The organism is Aeromonas hydrophila subsp. hydrophila ATCC 7966 (assembly GCF_000014805.1).
Taxonomy (GTDB): domain Bacteria; phylum Pseudomonadota; class Gammaproteobacteria; order Enterobacterales; family Aeromonadaceae; genus Aeromonas; species Aeromonas hydrophila.
Genome location: NC_008570.1, coordinates 2,072,593 through 2,089,442, shown reverse-complemented (window position 1 = coordinate 2,089,442; position 16,850 = coordinate 2,072,593). Strand labels below are relative to the sequence as shown.

Annotated in this window: 17 protein-coding genes; 11 read left to right on the top strand and 6 right to left on the bottom strand. The window is 63.0% G+C overall.

Going from position 1 to position 16,850, the window contains the following annotated elements:
* Nucleotides 1-43: 43 nt before the first annotated feature.
* The 3 genes from AHA_RS09660 to AHA_RS09650 all read left to right on the top strand — a co-directional run bounded on the left by AHA_RS09660 (nucleotide 44) and on the right by AHA_RS09650 (nucleotide 3,177).
* Nucleotides 44-1,687: a hypothetical protein gene (locus AHA_RS09660; RefSeq protein WP_026080306.1), complete on the top strand. Its 1,644-nt coding sequence runs from the start codon at nucleotides 44-46 to the stop codon at nucleotides 1,685-1,687.
* 140 nt (nucleotides 1,688-1,827) lie between these two features.
* On the top strand, nucleotides 1,828-2,331 hold the full coding sequence (locus tag AHA_RS09655; RefSeq protein WP_011705787.1) for a M48 family metallopeptidase: 504 nt from the start codon (nucleotides 1,828-1,830) through the stop codon (nucleotides 2,329-2,331).
* Nucleotides 2,332-2,355: 24 nt separating this feature from the next.
* Nucleotides 2,356-3,177, top strand: a complete 822-nt coding sequence (locus tag AHA_RS09650) for a DUF2927 domain-containing protein (RefSeq protein ID WP_011705786.1) — start codon at nucleotides 2,356-2,358, stop codon at nucleotides 3,175-3,177.
* Nucleotides 3,178-3,312: 135 nt separating this feature from the next.
* On the opposite strand, the gene AHA_RS09645 is transcribed toward AHA_RS09650, so the two are convergent.
* Nucleotides 3,313-3,561, bottom strand: a complete 249-nt coding sequence (locus AHA_RS09645; protein ID WP_011705785.1) for a DinI family protein — start codon at nucleotides 3,559-3,561, stop codon at nucleotides 3,313-3,315.
* 256 nt (nucleotides 3,562-3,817) lie between these two features.
* On the opposite strand from AHA_RS09645, the gene AHA_RS09640 reads away from it, so the two are divergent.
* Both AHA_RS09640 and ykgO read left to right on the top strand, forming a co-directional pair.
* Entirely contained in the window at nucleotides 3,818-4,087 is a 270-nt protein-coding gene (locus tag AHA_RS09640) for a type B 50S ribosomal protein L31 (RefSeq protein ID WP_010634187.1), read from the top strand.
* Nucleotides 4,084-4,209, top strand: coding sequence for a type B 50S ribosomal protein L36 (gene ykgO, locus AHA_RS09635; RefSeq protein ID WP_005300174.1), 126 nt, complete (start codon nucleotides 4,084-4,086; stop codon nucleotides 4,207-4,209). Before AHA_RS09640 ends, ykgO begins: the two co-directional genes overlap by 4 nt.
* A 50-nt stretch (nucleotides 4,210-4,259) precedes the next feature.
* On the opposite strand, the gene AHA_RS09630 is transcribed toward ykgO, so the two are convergent.
* On the bottom strand, nucleotides 4,260-5,126 hold the full coding sequence (locus AHA_RS09630; protein WP_011705784.1) for a pirin family protein: 867 nt from the start codon (nucleotides 5,124-5,126) through the stop codon (nucleotides 4,260-4,262).
* Between the two features lie 123 nt (nucleotides 5,127-5,249).
* Between AHA_RS09630 and AHA_RS22065 the strand changes: the two genes are divergently transcribed.
* Nucleotides 5,250-5,414 (top strand): LysR family transcriptional regulator, encoded by a 165-nt coding sequence (locus AHA_RS22065; RefSeq protein ID WP_011705783.1) that lies wholly within the window; start codon nucleotides 5,250-5,252, stop codon nucleotides 5,412-5,414.
* A 6-nt stretch (nucleotides 5,415-5,420) separates the two neighbouring features.
* A complete protein-coding gene (locus AHA_RS09625; protein WP_011705782.1) occupies nucleotides 5,421-6,155 on the top strand; it encodes a LysR substrate-binding domain-containing protein in 735 nt (244 codons plus the stop codon).
* Nucleotides 6,156-6,249: 94 nt separating this feature from the next.
* Here the strand turns inward: AHA_RS09625 and araC are convergent, their stop codons facing one another.
* From araC to AHA_RS09605, 4 genes are all read right to left on the bottom strand, one after another.
* Entirely contained in the window at nucleotides 6,250-7,161 is a 912-nt protein-coding gene (gene araC / locus AHA_RS09620) for an arabinose operon transcriptional regulator AraC (protein ID WP_011705781.1), read from the bottom strand.
* A 144-nt stretch (nucleotides 7,162-7,305) separates the two neighbouring features.
* Nucleotides 7,306-8,307 carry an L-arabinose ABC transporter permease AraH gene (araH, locus tag AHA_RS09615; protein ID WP_011705780.1) on the bottom strand — a complete coding sequence of 334 codons (1,002 nt, stop codon included), beginning with the start codon at nucleotides 8,305-8,307 and terminating at the stop codon, nucleotides 7,306-7,308.
* A gap of 48 nt (nucleotides 8,308-8,355) precedes the next feature.
* Nucleotides 8,356-9,855 (bottom strand): L-arabinose ABC transporter ATP-binding protein AraG, encoded by a 1,500-nt coding sequence (araG, locus tag AHA_RS09610; protein ID WP_011705779.1) that lies wholly within the window; start codon nucleotides 9,853-9,855, stop codon nucleotides 8,356-8,358.
* A gap of 72 nt (nucleotides 9,856-9,927) precedes the next feature.
* On the bottom strand, nucleotides 9,928-10,911 hold the full coding sequence (locus tag AHA_RS09605; RefSeq protein ID WP_011705778.1) for an arabinose ABC transporter substrate-binding protein: 984 nt from the start codon (nucleotides 10,909-10,911) through the stop codon (nucleotides 9,928-9,930).
* A gap of 361 nt (nucleotides 10,912-11,272) precedes the next feature.
* On the opposite strand from AHA_RS09605, the gene AHA_RS09600 reads away from it, so the two are divergent.
* The 4 genes from AHA_RS09600 (at nucleotide 11,273) to sbcB (ending at nucleotide 16,833) form a co-directional block, all read left to right on the top strand.
* On the top strand, nucleotides 11,273-12,964 hold the full coding sequence (locus AHA_RS09600; protein ID WP_011705777.1) for a ribulokinase: 1,692 nt from the start codon (nucleotides 11,273-11,275) through the stop codon (nucleotides 12,962-12,964).
* Nucleotides 12,961-13,659 carry an L-ribulose-5-phosphate 4-epimerase gene (locus tag AHA_RS09595; protein WP_011705776.1) on the top strand — a complete coding sequence of 233 codons (699 nt, stop codon included), beginning with the start codon at nucleotides 12,961-12,963 and terminating at the stop codon, nucleotides 13,657-13,659. Before AHA_RS09600 ends, AHA_RS09595 begins: the two co-directional genes overlap by 4 nt.
* A 13-nt stretch (nucleotides 13,660-13,672) precedes the next feature.
* Nucleotides 13,673-15,172, top strand: a complete 1,500-nt coding sequence (gene araA / locus AHA_RS09590; protein ID WP_011705775.1) for an L-arabinose isomerase — start codon at nucleotides 13,673-13,675, stop codon at nucleotides 15,170-15,172.
* Nucleotides 15,173-15,405: 233 nt separating this feature from the next.
* Nucleotides 15,406-16,833, top strand: coding sequence for an exodeoxyribonuclease I (gene sbcB / locus AHA_RS09585; RefSeq protein ID WP_164927607.1), 1,428 nt, complete (start codon nucleotides 15,406-15,408; stop codon nucleotides 16,831-16,833).
* Nucleotides 16,834-16,850 lie beyond the last annotated feature (17 nt).

The window sequence follows — 16,850 nt, the reverse complement described above, 5'->3', positions numbered from 1 at the left end:
GATAGGCCCGCTTTCGAGACTTCCCAGCAGGAACAGGTCACCCATGAATCATGCCATCCGTTTTACCCCTCCTCGCGTCAATCCGGGCCTGCGGCCGCTGGTGATCCTGCTCACCGGCTTGCTGGCCTTGCTGTTCTGCCTGCGCAACCCGCTGTTCCACGGCATGGCGCCAGGCTTTGACGCCTCGCTGTTTGCAGTGATGGGCAAGATGTGGAGCGAAGGGGGCGTGCTTTACCGGGACATGATCGACATCAAGGGCCCCATGATCTTCGCCCTCGACGCCCTCGGCTACGGCGTCGGTGGCTTCTTCGGGATCTGGCTGCTGGAGTGGGCACTCTGCTGGCTGGGGCTGCTGGCTAGCTGGCAGGCGTTCGGCCAGCTCGGCCTCTCGCTGCGGGCCCGGCTCGGCAGCATGCTGGCGATACTGGCGCTCTACGGCACCCGCTACTACTACGGCAACATGACCGAAGACTGGACCTTCCATCTGGCCCTCATCGCCCAGTGGGCCTTCATCACCATGCTGCTGGACAAGCGCTGCAGCTGGGGACCGGCGCTGGTGGCCGCGCTCACCTTTGCCATCGTTGCCTGGATGCGCACCAACAACGGCGCCTTCTGGGGTGCCTGGTATCTGGTGCTGTTCTGCCACTGGTGCCTGCGCGAACAGTGGCGCTGCGCCCTCTCCCTGCTCTGCTCCAGCCTGCTGGGGCTGGCACTGGTTGGCGGCCCGCTGCTGGCCTACTTCCAGCATCACAACCTGCTGGCCGAATTCAAATACTACGCCTTCGATATCTTCTTCGAGGGGAGCTACGGCAATGGCTTCTCGCCGGATGTGGGCAGCGTCGGCCTGCTGCGCACCGGTCTTATCATGCTGTTGCCCGCCTTCATCGTGCTGATGATGGGACGCCGTCAGGAGTGGTATCTGCCGGCCCTGTGCGCCACCCTGTTCGGGGTCATCTTCACCCTGATCGCCAACTCGGTCTCCGGCCACGTGTTTGATCACTACGATGTGCTCTATCTGCCGCTGGCCCTGCTGCCGCTCGCCTGCCTGCTGGATCGCAGCGAACAGCAGGCCGATGGCCTCGGCCTGCTCTGCATCTCGCTGGTGGTGCTGACCGCCAGCTGGCTGCTGGCCCAGCAGCTGGGTTATGGCTGGAGCACCAAGGAGTGGTCACTGGAGCGGGTGCGTGAAGTGCTCGGCAACAGCCTGTTGTGGGCCCTGCCGGTGCTCATCCTGGTGCCCCTGTGGCGCGCCTGGGATGTGCGCAGCGCCACCCCCTGGCTCGCTTCGCTGGCCATGCTGGCCCTGCTGCTCAACAACGCCTGGGAAGGCACCCTGAAGGGCACGCCGTTCAACCCGCCGGCCCAGGTACGGGTCGATCGGATCAAGGCCGAGACCAGCCCCACCGACAAGATCTGGGTAGACGGCATCCAGCCGCAATATTACCTCTGGACCGATCGCCAGCCGGCCTCCGCCTACCTGTTCTTTGCCAACGTCAACCCGCCCTACGACGTGCGCGAGCGGGTACTGGCCGACCTCAAGCGCCAGAGTCCCAAGTTCATCATCGCCAAGCCGGATCGGGTGGCCGATGAGCTCAAGAAGCCGAGCTCGCCCTCCAGTCTCGCCTTCTATCAATATCTGGTGAGCCAGTATGAAGAGGTGGATCCGGGCCTCTATCGCAGGCGTTGAGCCCCCTTGACCGAACAGGGCCGTCATCCCGTGATGACGGCCCTTTTCATTGCGCCAACCCAGGCAAGGCCCGAAACGGTAGGCAAGCGGCGACGCGCTGACTACAATGGCGCTCTTTTGATATGACGAGTAATGCAGACATGGCGGAACTGACCTACCTCGGTGGCTACCCCGAGCCCCTCAAGGCCCAGGTGCAACAGCTGATCGCGGCGGGCAAGCTGGGAGACGTGCTGGCCAAGCGTTATCCAGAAACCCATCTCATCCAGAGTGACAAGGCGCTGCTCGCCTACACCATGGAGCTGAAGAACCGCTACCTGAAAAGCTCGGCGCCGCTTTCCAAGGTGATCTTCGACGGCAAGATCAACGTGATCAAGGATGCCCTCGGCCTGCACACCTATGTGAGCCGGGTGCAGGGCAGCAAGCTCAAGGCCAAGAACGAGATCCGCATCGCCGCCCTGTTCAAGGAGGCCCACCCGGCCTTCCTGAAGATGATCGTGGTGCACGAGCTGGCCCACCTGAAGGAGAAGGATCACAACAAGGGCTTTTATCAGCTCTGTCAGCATATGGAGCCGGACTATCATCAACTGGAGTTTGATCTGCGGCTCTGGCTCACCTGGCGCGATCTCGAACGGGCCACGCGCTGATCCCGACTGTTTCAAGGAGGAGACATGATTTCATTGCGCCGTTACCTTGCCGTGCGCCACTCAGGCTGGCGCCGGCCGCTCGGCCGCTGGCTGGTGGTGCTCCTGTTGCTGAGCCCCTGGCTGCAAGCCGCCGAGCGTTGGCAGAGCGATGCCTATCTCACCGAGAGTTTCTTCGAGGTCGCCATGAAGCGGGAGTACGGCCACGAACAGAACGTGCACTTCTCCCGCTGGGAACAGCCCATCCGGCTCAAGCTGGTCAACGAATTTGGCGACAAGGCGCTGCAAAGCGAGGTGGTCAGGGTACAGAGCCAGCATCTGGCCGGCATCATAGGTCGTCCCATCGCCCTGGTCAGCGAGCGGCCTAACATCACCCTGATCATGACCGAACGCGCTAAGATGGCGAACTGGGCCAAGCGCACCATGGGGCAGGATGCCTCCGTCAAGACGGCGCTCAAGGAGGGGCTCTGCATGGCCAACTTCACCACCAATACCCGCCGCGAGATGGCCCGCGCCACCATCATCATTCCGGTGGATTACAGCCGGGCCAAGGGGCGCTTTCTCGACTGCGTGGTGGAGGAGCTCACCCAGGTAATGGGGTTGCCCAACGATTCGGACAAGGTGTTCCCCTCCATCTTCAACGACAACAGCATCGACAGCTTCCCGACCGGGCTCGATTACGTGCTGCTCAAGCTTGCCTATCACCCGGCCCTGCAGGCCGGCATGACGGCCAGCGAAGTGCGGGCAGCCCTGCCCGTTGCCCTCAAGGCACTGCGCGCCAGCGGCGATATCACCCAGGCGGATCAGCGGGTGCAGGTCAACAGCCTCAAACGCTGGGCCGGGCTTTGACGGTTGAGGATTAAAGGCTGAGTGCAGACACACCATCGGCTCGGGAGCTCATCCCAGCAGCAACAAAAAACGCAGCCTTGGGCTGCGTTTTTTGTTCGGCAAGAGAGGCGCTGGATGAGAGCCCGGCCACCAGGCTCAGGAGGCAACACTCTCCGGCATCCAGCTGTCGGCATTCTCCCACACCTCCTGCACCATGGCTTCAGCCAGCTCCTTGTCCTCCTTGCTGGCGCGGCTGACCGTCAGTGCCATGGCGCTGCCGGGGGCGACCCGCACATGCAGGTCGGGGAACTTCTCGCCCAGTTGCTTGAGCAGCTCCTGACGCAGCGCCTCCATGGTCGAGGTGGGCACCTGATGTTTTTTGTCGATGATGATTTCCAGACGCATAGGATACTTCTCCATGATTTATAACTGTATTTTTATACAGTAAAAATCAAAAGTAAAGCGCGTCATCAACCTCTTGTTGCCAACCCTGCTGCGGCATCACCAAACCCCGCCGGCTACTCTGCTTGCCAGGGAGGCAGAACCTCGCTCGGTGGTATTACCCCATCACCACACAAGACAAAAAATTGTTGATATTCATTCTCAACAAAGGCATGATTTATTTGTTATGTTATAACAACTAAATCATAAGGCCAGCATCATGCGTCCCGACATTCACCCCGAGTACCGTCAGGTTCTGTTCCACGACCTGACCGCCAACACCTATTTTCTGGTGGGATCCACCCTCAAGACCGATCGCACCAAGCTGTGGGAAGACGGCAACACCTACCCCTATGTGACGCTGGATGTCTCCAGTGCGTCACACCCCTTCTATACCGGCAAGCAGAAGCAGGTCAGCAAGGAAGGTCAGGTCGCCCGCTTCGGCCAGCGTTTCGGTCAGTTCTTCAACAAAGGAAAAGCGCAGTCATGAAAGTCCTCTCCTCCCTCAAATCGGCCAAGTCGCGCCATCCCGATTGCCAGATTGTCCGCCGCCGCGGCAAGCTGTTCGTGATCTGCAAGAGCAACCCCAGGTTCAAGGCCCGTCAGCGCTGATCCGCAGCCTCATAAAAACAAGGCCCTCATGCGAGGGCCTTGTCCATTTATCACGCCGGCATCACGCCGAATCTGCCGCTGTTGAAGTCATCGATGGCCTGCACTATCTCCTCATGGCTGTTCATCACGAAGGGGCCGTGACCCACGATGGGCTCCTCGATGGGCTCGCCGCTCAGCAGCAGCACAGTGGCGTCGCTGTTTGCCTCGATCATGACCTGCCGCCCTGCCCGGTCCAGCACCACCATCTGCGCCTCACGGGCGATGGCACTGCCGTTGATCTGCACGGTCCCCTTGAGCACGATGAGTGCGCCGGTCCAGCCTTCGGGCAACTCGAGTGTGCTGACACTGCCCTGCACCAGACGCAGATCCCAGACATGCAGCGGACTGAAGGTATGGGCCGGGCCACGGACCCCCTCGAACTCCCCGGCGATGACCCGCACCGATCCCGCGTCGCTGGTCAGTGCCACCGTCGGAATGTCGCGCGCCAGGATGGGCTGGTAACCGGGCGGCGTCATCTTGTGCCGGCTCGGCAGATTCACCCACAACTGCACCATCTCGAGCTCGCCGCCCGACTCGCTGAAAGCCGGGGCGTGAAATTCCTCGTGCAGGATACCCGCACCGGCGGTCATCCACTGCACATCGCCCGGGCCTATCACGCCGCCCTGACCGGTCGAATCCCGGTGCGCCACTTCGCCCTTGTAGACGATGGTCACCGTCTCGAAACCACGATGGGGATGCTCACCCACCCCGCGTGGCCGGCTGGTCGGCGTAAAGTTGGTCGGGCCGGCATAGTCGAGCAGCAGGAAGGGGCTCAGCTGCTTGCCGTGGCTGCTGTAGGAGAAGAGAGAGCGTACGGGAAAGCCGTCGCCTACCCAGTGAGGACGGGGTGCGCTGTAAACGCCGAGGATCTTTTTCATCTGTCGCTCCTGACATATCCGGTGGAATTGAACACTGGAGACAGCATAGTTTCGAGACGAACAGGTGGGTAGACTGCTAAATTGGGCATCAGCGTCCTATTTTTGGAACGATGAGAGCACCCTATGCAGGATCTGAACGATCTCTACTATTTCGTCCTGGTGGTGGATCACGGTGGCTTTGCCCCCGCCGGCCGCGCCATCGGCATGCCCAAATCCCGCCTCAGCCGCCGGATAGCACAGCTCGAAGAGCGGCTCGGCGTGCGGCTGCTCCAGCGCTCGACCCGCTAGTTTGCGGTGACCGAGCTGGGCCGCACCTATTACGAGCACTGCAAGGCGATGCTGGTGGAGGCCGAGGCGGCGCAGGCCGCCATCGAGATGACCCGGGCCGAGCCCTGCGGGCTGATCCGCATGAGCTGCCCCATCGCCCTGCTGCACACCCATGTCGGCCCCATGCTGGCGGATTTCATGGCCCGTCACCCGCAGATCAGGGTCGAGCTGGAAGGGACCAATCGGCGGGTCGACCCCATCGCCGAAGGGGTCGATGTGGCCATCCGGGTCAGGCCGCCGCCGCTGCAGGACAGCGAGCTGGTGATCCGGATACTGGCGCAGCGCCGCCAGTGCCTGGTGGCCAGCCCGGCACTCGTCGCACAGCAGGGCTTGCCCACCGCGCCGGCGGATCTGCACGGCTGGCCCAGCATGGGGCTTGGGGCGCCGCGGCAGCACTACCTCTGGTCGCTGTTCGGGCCGCAGGGGGCGCATGCCGACCTCACCCACCAGCCCCGCTTCGTCACCACCGACATGGTGGCGCTGCGCAGTGCGGCGCTGGCCGGGGTCGGGGTGGTGCAACTGCCGCTGCTGATGGTGCAGGAGCAGCTGACCGCCGCCACCCTGGTCAAGGTGGTGCCCGCCTGGGAGCCGAAGCCCGAACTCATTCACGCCGTGTTCCCCTCCCGGCGCGGCCTGCTCCCCTCGGTGCGAGCCCTCATCGACTATCTGGTGGAGCGCTTCGCCGCTATCGACGAGGAATGATGAAGAAAGCAGCGGCCCCCTGCCCCAGGCAGCCACCCCATCATGGGGTGACCACTGATGGAACAGGATGGGCCGCGGCCTCAGGCAAGAAGGATCACAGCGGGGTGGCGCACTTGCGGTATTCGGTGGGGCTCACCCCCACCCGCTTTCGAAACACCCGCGAGAAGTAGAGTTGATCGTCATAGCCCACCTGCTGGCCGATGGTGGCCACCGACAGCGGCGTGGTCTGCAGCAGCAGCTTGGCCCGCATGATCCGCTGATCCTCGCGCCAGCGCACTATGCTCACCCCCACCTGCTCGCGAAACAGGTGGGCGAGGCGCGAGGGGGACAAGAACACCTGCTCCGCCAGCGCCTCCACCGAGATCTCGGCGCAGAGCGACTCGCTCAGGATCTGGCACGCTTGGTGAACTCTGTGATCTATGGTGGGATAGGCACTGAGGGAGGAGGCTTCGTAGCAGCGAATGAGCAGCCGCTCCAGCAGGTTCATGGCCAGCTGCTCCGACATGGGTCGCAGCTGCTGGTGGGTCTCTTCGATATCGAGAAACAGGGCATCGAACTCGGCGAGCAAGGCTGCGTCCGCCAGTTGCAATCGCCCTACCCGCTCCGTCACCTGCGGCCACTTGAGCCAGTCGGCCCAGTAGGCCCGCGGCCGGAAATAGACCCAGCGGTGGTACCAGGCCTGCGCATCCGGCGCCCGGCCGTAATGGTGCACCGCCGCCGGCGGGAACAACAGCAGGTCGCCTGGCTCCACAGTGAAGGCCCGCTCCCCCTGAAAGATCTGCCCCTTGCCGCTGATGGTCAGATTGACGATGAAGCCCTTCATCCCCTGGGGCCGGTCGATGATGAAGTCGAGCGCACTCCCCTGCTCGATGGGGGTCATGCCCGAGACCAGGAACACATCGAAGGCGTAACCCGGCAACAGGGGATTGAGTTGTTTCGGCTTCTCTTTTTGCATCGAGGACATGGCGGAAAACAGCGCTTGGGTAAAAAAATCGGCTTGGGTCATTGTAAAGACTCACCTTGGGAACGCGCTATCCGGCGCGTGGCGCCGTGTGAAATTGGTGAACTGGCTCACAACGGGATGTGCCGTGAGCCATGGTGCCACCCTGGGCAGACCCGCTGAACGCGGGCCTGCACCGGTCGGACAGGATCAGATGCGCGCCTTGCGTACCTGCTTGTAGCGGTCGAACAGCACGGCGGCGAGCAGGATGAGGCCACGCACCACGTACTGGGCAAACGGGGAGATGTTGAGCAGGTTCATGGCGTTCTCCATCAGCCCCAGGATCAGCACCCCGGCGATGATGTAGGAGATCTTGCCGATCCCCCCCTTCATGGAGACCCCTCCCAGCACGCAGGCCGAGATCACCACCAGCTCGAAGCCGATGGAGGTCATGGGCTGACCCGAGGTCATGCGCGAGGCGAGTATGATGCCGGCGATGGAGGCAATCAGCCCGGTCATGGTGAAGATGATGATCTTGGTGCGCACCACGTTGACCCCGGCCAGGCGCGCCGCCTCCTCATTGCCCCCCATGGCCAGGGTGTTGCGACCGAAGGTGGTCTTGTTGAGCAGCAAGCCGAACAGCACGAAGCAGACGGCGGTCAGCCAGACCGGGGTCGGGATGCCGAGCAGGGCGGAGTTGCCGAGCTCGAAGAAACGCTCCTCGACGATGCCCACCGCCTTGCCGTCGGAGATGATGTAGCCCACCCCCCGTGCCATCTGCATGGTGGCGAGGGTGGTGATGAGGGCGTTGATCTTGAATTTGGCCACGACTATGCCGTTGATGAGGCCAAACAGCACTCCCACCGACATGCCGGCCAGGATGCCCACCGTGATGCTCTCGGTGGCGTTGATGCCCACCGCGCAGGCGACGCCGGAGCAGGCCACCACTGAGCCCACCGACATGTCGAACTCGCCGGAGGCGAGGCAGAACAGCATGCCGCAGGCCACCATGCCCGACATGGAGACGGCGAGCCCGAGCCCGCGCATGTTGATCAGGCTGGCGAAGTTGGGTACCAGCACACAGGCCAGCAGGAACAGGATGGCGAAGATCACCAGCATGCCGTATTGATCCCAGACGCGGGCCAGTTGCAGGCGGGAGCCGCTGGCCGCCGCGGTGCTGGCGGCCTGGCCGACTGAGGTAGTAGTTGTCATGGTATTTCTCCTGAAAATTCCGGGTGCTATCTCGTTGCGGTTAGCAGATCAACGGGCCGGCATGGCCAGATTGAGCGCCTTGACCTCGTTGGCCTCGTCGTGGGAAAGCTCGCCGGCGATCTCCCCCTCCCGCATGACCATGATCCGGTCCGCTATGCCCAGCACTTCCGGCAGCTCGCTGGATACCACCACCACGGCGATGCCCACCTTGGCCAGATCGTAAATCACGTTGTAAATCTCGTTCTTTGCCCCGACGTCGATGCCGCGGGTCGGCTCGTCGAGCAAGATGACCTTCATGTCTTCGGAGAGCCAGCGCCCCAGAATGGCCTTCTGCTGGTTGCCGCCGGAGAGGTTCATGATGGCCTGCTGGGGAGACGGGGTCTTGACCCGCATGTCGCGGATCCGCAGCCTCGCGTTCTCGTCCTCCCACTGCTGGTTGATCCAGAAGCCCCCCCACGCGTGGTGACGGCGGGCACTGATGTTGATGTTCTCCTGCACCGAGTGAATGGGGATGATGCCGAGCGCCTTCCTGTCTTCGGTGCAGAGCATGATGCCGCTGCGAATGGCGTCGATGGGGCTGCCGATGACCACTGGTTTGCCGAACACCGCTATCTCGCCGCTGTGCATCTTGTCGGCGCCGAAGATGAGCTTCATCAGCTCGCTGCGCCCGGCCCCCACCAACCCGAAGATACCGAGGATCTCCCCGCGTTTGACCTCGAACGATACCGGCGCCTTGAGCCCAGGCCCCATCAGGTTCGCCACCTTGAGGCCCGCCTCGCCGAGCGGCCTTGGGCTGTAGCCATAGATGTCGGTCAGCTCGCGCCCCACCATGGTCTTGACCAGCAGATCCCGGTCCACCTCGGCCATGGAGGCGAAGGTGCGCACAAACTGGCCATCCTTGAATACCGTGATGGCGTCGCACAAGGCGAAGATCTCGTCCATCCGGTGGGAGACGTAGAGAATGACCTTGCCCTCGTCACGCAGCTGACGGATGACCCGAAACAGCTGCTCAATCTCGCGGGACGACAGGCTGCTGGTCGGCTCGTCGAAGGCGATGACGCAGGCATCCCGGGTCAGCGCCTTGGCGATCTCCACCATCTGCCACTGCCCGAGCGACAGGTACTTGAGCGGCGTCTCGGGGGAGACATCCATGCCGAGGCGCGCCAGCTGCCTGGCCGCATCCTGATAGAGCTGCTCCCGATCGATGACCCCGCGCCGGGTCGGCAGCTGACCGAGATAGATGTTCTCGGCCACCGTCATCTCGGGTACCAGGTGCAACTCCTGATAGATGATGGCGATCCCGCTCTCCAGCGCATCGACCGTGCTCTGAAAGACCCGCTCCTGGCCGGCCAGCTTCACCACTCCGGTGGTGGGCGACTGGAAACCGCTCAGGATCTTGAGCAGGGTGGACTTGCCCGCGCCGTTTTCCCCCATCAGCGCGTGCACCGTGCCCTGCTGGCAGCAGAAGGAGACGTTCTTCAGCGCCTTGACGCCGGGAAACTCCTTGCTGATGCCGCAAAACTCCAGATAAGGAACTGACTGATTCATGTTTCACTCCAGCCGACCGGCATGGCGCACTGCTCCATGCCGGTCTCGGTGTCAGGGTTTAGATGGCGTCAATCACAGACCTTTCTTCTGCAGCTCGACCTTGAAGTTGTCGCGGGTGATGAGCACCACGTCGGTCACCTCGGTGAACTTGGCCGGTTCGGCGCCGTTGACCACCCAGTCATGGAGCATCTGGATGCTCTTGTAACCGTGCACGTCCGGGCTTGGCAGCAGGGAGCCCAAGAAGCCGGTGGCGCTGGACTTGGAGAGTTCGTTCACCGCATCCACCCCGTTGATGCCGATGCCGATGACGTTCTCGGCCTTGAAGCCCTGCCCTTCGGTAGCGCGCACGCCGCCGAGCACAGTGTTGTCATTCATGCCGACGATGAGCCAGTTCTTCACCTCGGGGTGCTGCACCAGCATGGAGTTGGCGGCATCCAGCGCCCCCGGAATGTCGTTGGCCTTGGTGGGTGAGCGGTAGATCTGCCCCTCGGGGAAACCGGCGGCCTTGAGCGCGCTCAGGGAGCCTTCGACCCGGCGACGGGCGGTGTCGAGCTCGTCGGCGGTGATGGCGAGCACCCCGGTCGCCTTCACGTCCCACTGACGCTTTTGCATCTCCTTGTAGAGTTCCTGGCCCTGGCGCTCACCAATCTTAGTGGCGGCCATCATCACCAGCGGCACCTGCTCCATGGGCTGGCCCTTGGCGTTGACGAACTGGTCGTCCACCGTAATGACCTTCAGATCCATGCTGTTGGCCTTGGCCATGATGGCGGCCCCGAGCTTGGGATCCGGGGTGCAGATGACGAAGCCCTTGGCACCGTTGGCTGCCAGGCTGTCGATGGCATTGAGGGTCTTCTCGCCATCGGGGACGGCGATCTTGATCACCTCGAAGCCGAGATCCTTGCCCGCCTTGTCGGCGAAGTTCCATTCGGTCTGGAACCAGGGCTCCTCCGGCTGTTTGACCAGGTAGCCCAGCTTCAGTGCCTCGGCCGAGAAAGCAGAATTTGCCATACCAAGGGCAAACCCCATTGCGATCATGCTGTTAACGATTTTGTTCATGCGAGTGTCTCCAGGTGTTCAATCAATCCATGTATCCACGCAGTGCTGCTCTTTGAGTCAATCAAGTCGCAGCCATATAAAAACATGCTTAAACAGGACGTTATTGTTGTTGCTAGTTGAGCGAACCAAGTTGTAATCGTTTTCACATGGAAAAATGGAGAGCAGGATCACGCCATGAAATTGCAGCCGTTTTGTCTATGTTTTCAGCAAAATAATCACATAGCCGATCTTCGATGGCCGTCACCCTCTTGCCGGCATAGCGTTTAAATCCATATTTCCAGCAGCCAATGGCTAACCGCCCGTCCAGTCCATCTCCTATGGTTCCTCACCAGTCACCCCTCATTGATGGTCAGGAGCACTTATGTCTGAGCACCCCAGGTCCGAGCAGATCACCATCGGACTCGATTTCGGCAGCGATTCGGTCAGGGCACTCGCCGTGCGCTGCCACGACGGCGCCGAGCTGGCAACCCAGGTCGTCTATTACCCGCGCTGGCAGGCCGGTCGTTACTGTCAGCCGGTCACCAATCAGTTTCGCCACCACCCCCTCGACTATCTGGAATCTATGGAGCAGGCGGTGGTGGCGGTGGTGAGCCAGCTCACCCCGAGTCAGCGCGCCGCCGTGCGCGGCATCGGGGTGGACAGCACAGGCTCGACGCCAGCCCCCATCGACGAGGAAGGGCGTGTGCTGGCCCTGCGTCCGGAATTTGCCGACAACCCCAACGCCATGTTCGTGCTGTGGAAGGATCACACCGCCATCGAGGAGGCCGAGGCCATCACCGCCCTGTGCCACTGCGGCCAGTTCCCCGACTACAGTCGCTACATCGGCGGGGTCTACTCCTCCGAGTGGTTCTGGGCCAAGATCCTGCACGTCTCCCGCGCTGACGCAGCGGTGCGCGCCGCCGCCTGCAACTGGATCGAGCTGTGCGACTGGGTTCCCGCCATCCTGAGCGGTACCCAGGCCCCGGCCGACATCCGGCGCGGGCGCTGCTCCGCCGGCCACAAGTCCCTCTGGCACCCGAGCTGGGGCGGCCTGCCCCCCGCCGAGTTTCTCAACGCACTGGATCCGCTGTTGACCGAGGATCTCGACTACCCGCTCTTTACCGACAGCTGGACCGCCGATCTGCCGGTCGGTACCCTGACCCCGGAGTGGGCGGAGCGGCTGCATCTCTCCTGTGAAGTGGTGATCGCCGGCGGCGCCTTTGACTGCCACATGGGGGCGGTGGGGGCCGGGGCCGGCAACAATGCGCTGGTCAAGGTAATAGGTACCTCCACCTGCGACATTCTGATCACCGACGAGGCCACCATCGGTGATCGCGCCATTGCCGGGATCTGCGGCCAGGTGGACGGCAGCGTGGTGCCGGGCATGGTGGGGCTGGAGGCGGGACAATCGGCATTCGGCGACATCTATGCCTGGTATCAGCGCCAGCTCGGCTGGCCGCTGGAGAGCCTCGCTGCCCAGTATCCGGAGCTGCGCACCGCCATCGAGGCCCACAAGCGGGAGCTGCTGCCAAGCCTTGCCGCCGCCTGGGAGCAGCAGCGGGACCTCGCCCACCTGCCGGTGGTGCTCGACTGGTTCAACGGTCGCCGCACCCCTTACGCCAACCAGCGCCTGCAGGGCACAGTCACCGGGCTCAACCTCGGCACCAATGCGCCCGACTTGTTCGGGGCCCTGGTGGCCTCCACCGCCTTCGGGGCCCGCAGCATCATGGAGTGCATGACCCACCAGCAGGTGCCGGTGGAGCAGGTGATCGCCCTTGGCGGCATCGCCCGCAAGTCCGCCACCGTGATGCAGACCTGCGCCGACGTGATGAACAGGCCCATCCAGGTGGTGGCCTCGGATCAGTGCTGCGCCCTAGGGGCGGCCATCTTTGCCGCCGTGGCGGCCGGGATCCACGGCGATGTGGCCAAGGCCCAGCACCACATGGCGAGCGCCGTGGAGCGCACCCACCAGCCTGACCCTGAGCGGGTCACCGAATACGAGCGCCTCTACCAGCGCTACCTCGCCTGGGGCGCCGCCGCCGAGCCGCTCTACAACCGGGGGGTGCCGGCATGAATCTCAAGATGCTCAAGGAGCAGGTGCTCGTCGCCAACCTGGATCTGCCGCGCCACGAGCTGGTGACCTTCACCTGGGGCAACGTGAGCGGCATCGACCGAGAGCGCAACCTGGTGGTGATAAAGCCAAGCGGCGTCAGTTATGAGCGGATGCTGCTCGAAGACATGGTGGTGCTGGATCTGGCGGGCAAGCAGGTGGAAGGTGCCTTGCGCCCCTCCTCCGATACCGCCACCCACCTGGTGCTCTATCGCGCCTATCCGGAGCTTGGCGGCGTGGTACACACCCACTCCACCCACGCCACCGCCTGGGCCCAGGCGGGGCGCCCCATCCCCATTTTCGGCACCACCCAGGCCGACTACTTCCACGGCGAGATCCCCTGCTCGCGCCTGCTTACCCCGGGTGAGGTGGAGGAGGATTACGAGGGGCTGACCGGTCACCTCATCGTCGAGACCCTCAAGCAGACCCCCATTCTCACCATGCCGGGGGTGCTGGTGGCCAACCACGGCCCCTTCAGCTGGGGCAAGAGCGCCGAGGACGCGGTACACAACGCCGTGGTACTGGAAGAGGTGGCCCGCATGGCCTGGCTCACCGGCCAGATCAACCCCGCCGCGCGCCCCCTGCCCGATTACCTGCTGGAGAAGCACTACCAGCGCAAACATGGCAAACACGCCTATTACGGCCAGACAAAAGCATAAAGAGGACACCAAGATGGAATTGATGAAACAGCTGGAAGTGTGGTTCCTGGTCGGCAGCCAGCACCTGTATGGCGCCGCCACCCTGAAGCAGGTGGCCGATCACGCCCACACCATCACCAGCCAGCTCAACGAGCGCGCCGGCCTGCCGGTCAAGATAGTGCTCAAGCCCACCGGCACCACCCTCGACGAGATAAGCGCGATAGCTCGCGATGCCAACCACGATCAGCGCTGCATCGGGCTCATGGTGTGGATGCACACCTTCTCCCCCGCCAAGATGTGGATCCCGGCCCTCAGCCAGTTGCAAAAACCCCTGCTGCAGTTCCACACCCAGTTCAACCGGGATCTGCCGTGGAGCGAGATCGACATGGACTTCATGAACCTGAACCAGACCGCCCACGGCGGCCGTGAGTTCGGCTTCATGGGGGCCCGGCTGCGGCTGCCGCGCACCGTGGTGGTCGGTCACTGGCAGGATGAAGAGGCCCACCGCAAGCTGGGCAACTGGATGCGGGTCGCCGCCGCCATTCACGACAGCCGCCACCTCAAGATCGCCCGCTTTGGCGACAACATGCGCAACGTGGCGGTCACCGAGGGCGACAAGATTGAGGCCCAGATCCAGTTCGGCTATCAGGTGAACTACCACCCGGTCGGCGATCTGGTGAAGGTGATCGACGCCGTGCCCGCAAGCGACATCGAGGCTCTGCTGGCCGAATACGAAGAGAGCTACACCCTGACCGAGGCGGTGCAGGCGGGTGGGGTGCTTCGCGCCTCCCTCTATGAGGCGGCGCGCCAGGAGCTGGGGATGAAGAAATTCCTCACCGACGGCGGCTTTGGCGCCTTCACCACTACCTTTGAAGACCTTCACGGCCTGCACCAGCTGCCGGGGCTCGCCTGTCAGCGCCTGATGCAGCAAGGCTTCGGCTTTGGTGCGGAAGGAGACTGGAAGACGGCCGCCCTGCTGCGCACCCTCAAGGTGATGGGAACCGGTCTTGCGGGCGGCACCTCCTTCATGGAGGACTACACCTACCACCTGGAGGCGGGCAACAACCTGGTGCTGGGGGCCCACATGCTGGAGGTCTGCCCCTCCATCGCCGCCGATAAACCCGTGCTGGATGCCCAGCACTTAGGGATAGGCAAGAAGGCCGACCCGGCCCGCCTGCTGTTTGCGGCCCCCGCCGGCAAGGCGGTCAATGCGAGCCTGATCGATCTGGGCAACCGCTTCCGGCTGGTGGTCAATCAGCTGGAAGTGGTGGACCTGCCAGAGGCCATGCCGAAACTGCCGGTGGCCAGCGCCCTGTGGCAGCCCATGCCGGACCTGCAGACCAGCGCCGAGGCCTGGATCCTGGCCGGGGCCGCCCACCACTCGGTGTTCACCCAGTCGGTAGACATAGAGCAGCTGCGCACCTTCGCCGACCTCATGGGTATCGAGTTTGTGGTGATCGACAAGCACACCCGCATCCCCGAACTCAAGCAGACCCTGCAGTGGAACGAGGTCTACTACAAGCTCTGTCACTGAGCACCCCACCAGAAAACCTGGACAGCCCCGTCAACGGGGCTGTCTCTTTGTACTCTCTCCCCCGCACCTCTTTTTCTCCTGCCACTGACGCCTGCCTGCCCAATAAAGCGGCAGCCGGCTGGTCTGCCCTTCGTTCTGCCTGCGCTATGGTTTACCATGCAGGCAACCGAGGTGCATGGCACCCCCACCCTGGCGCCAGGCGCCACCGTCATCGGATATCCCTCTCGAGCAACATGAGCAAAACAGCACACGCCGGCAGCGAGCCGACCTTCTACTTCCACGACTACGAGACCTTCGGCATCAGTCCGGCCAAGGACAGACCGGCGCAGTTTGCCGGCATTCGTACCGACGGGGATTTCAACCTCATCGGCGAGCCGCTGGTCATCTATTGCAAGCCGCCCGCTGACTATCTGCCGGAGCCGGAAGCGTGCCTGATCACCGGCATCACGCCGCAAAAAGCGATGAAGGACGGGCTGTGCGAGGCGGATTTCATCCGTCAGATCCACGAGCAGTTCGCCACCCCGGGCACCTGCGTGCTGGGCTACAACAGCATCCGCTTCGATGACGAAGTGACCCGCTACACCCTCTATCGCAACTTCTATGACCCCTATGCCTACGCCTGGCAGAACGGCAACTCCCGCTGGGACATTCTCGACATGCTGCGCGCCTGCTACGCCCTGCGCCCGGAGGGGATCGAGTGGGCGTTTGATGAAGAGGGCAAGCCAAGCTTCAAGCTGGAGAAGCTCACCGTCGCCAACGGCGTGGCCCACGCCAACGCCCACGATGCGCTCTCCGACGTGCTGGCCACCATCGAGATGGCCAAGCTGGTGAAAAAGGCCCAGCCCAAGCTGTTTGGCTACCTGTTTGATCTTCGCAACAAGAACAAGGTGAAGGCCCTCATCGACGTGGTGACCATGAAGCCGCTGGTGCACGTCTCCGGCATGTTCTCCCCCTGGCAGGGGTGTGCAAGCTGGGTATCGCCGCTCGCCTGGCACCCCAGCAACCAGAATGCGGTGATCATGGTAGATCTGACCCGCGACCCCACCCCGCTCATCGAGCTCACCAGTGAGGAGATCAGAGAGCGCCTCTACACCAAGAAAGAGGAGCTGGGGGATCTGGCCGGTATTCCGGTGAAGCTGGTGCACATCAACAAGTGCCCGGTGCTGGCGCCGGCCGCCACCCTGACGGCGGAGCGTGCCGACCAGCTTGGCATCGACCGGGAGCAGTGCCGCAAGAGCCTGGATCTGCTGCGCGCCCACCCCGAAGTGCGGGAAAAACTGGTGGAAGTGTTCAATCAGGAGTTTGCCGGCAACAATGACGGCGACCCGGATACCCAGCTCTACGCCGGCTTCTTCGGTCACGGCGACAAGTCCACCATGGATCTGGTGCGCGCCACCCCGGCGGATCTGCTGGGTGAGCGGGAGTTTGCCTTCACCGACTCACGGCTGCCGGAGATGCTGTTCCGCTACCGTGCCCGCAACTGGCCACACACCTTGAGCGAAGCGGAGCAAAAGCGCTGGCGGCTGCACTGCAGCGACTACTTCAGCCGCCGTCTGCCCGACTATGTACCGCGCCTCGAGGAACTGGCCGAGCAGAATCAGGGTAACGAACGGAACTTTGCCATCCTCAAGAGCCTCTATCACTACCTCGAAAATCTGTGAGATGTGACCCGCCTCAC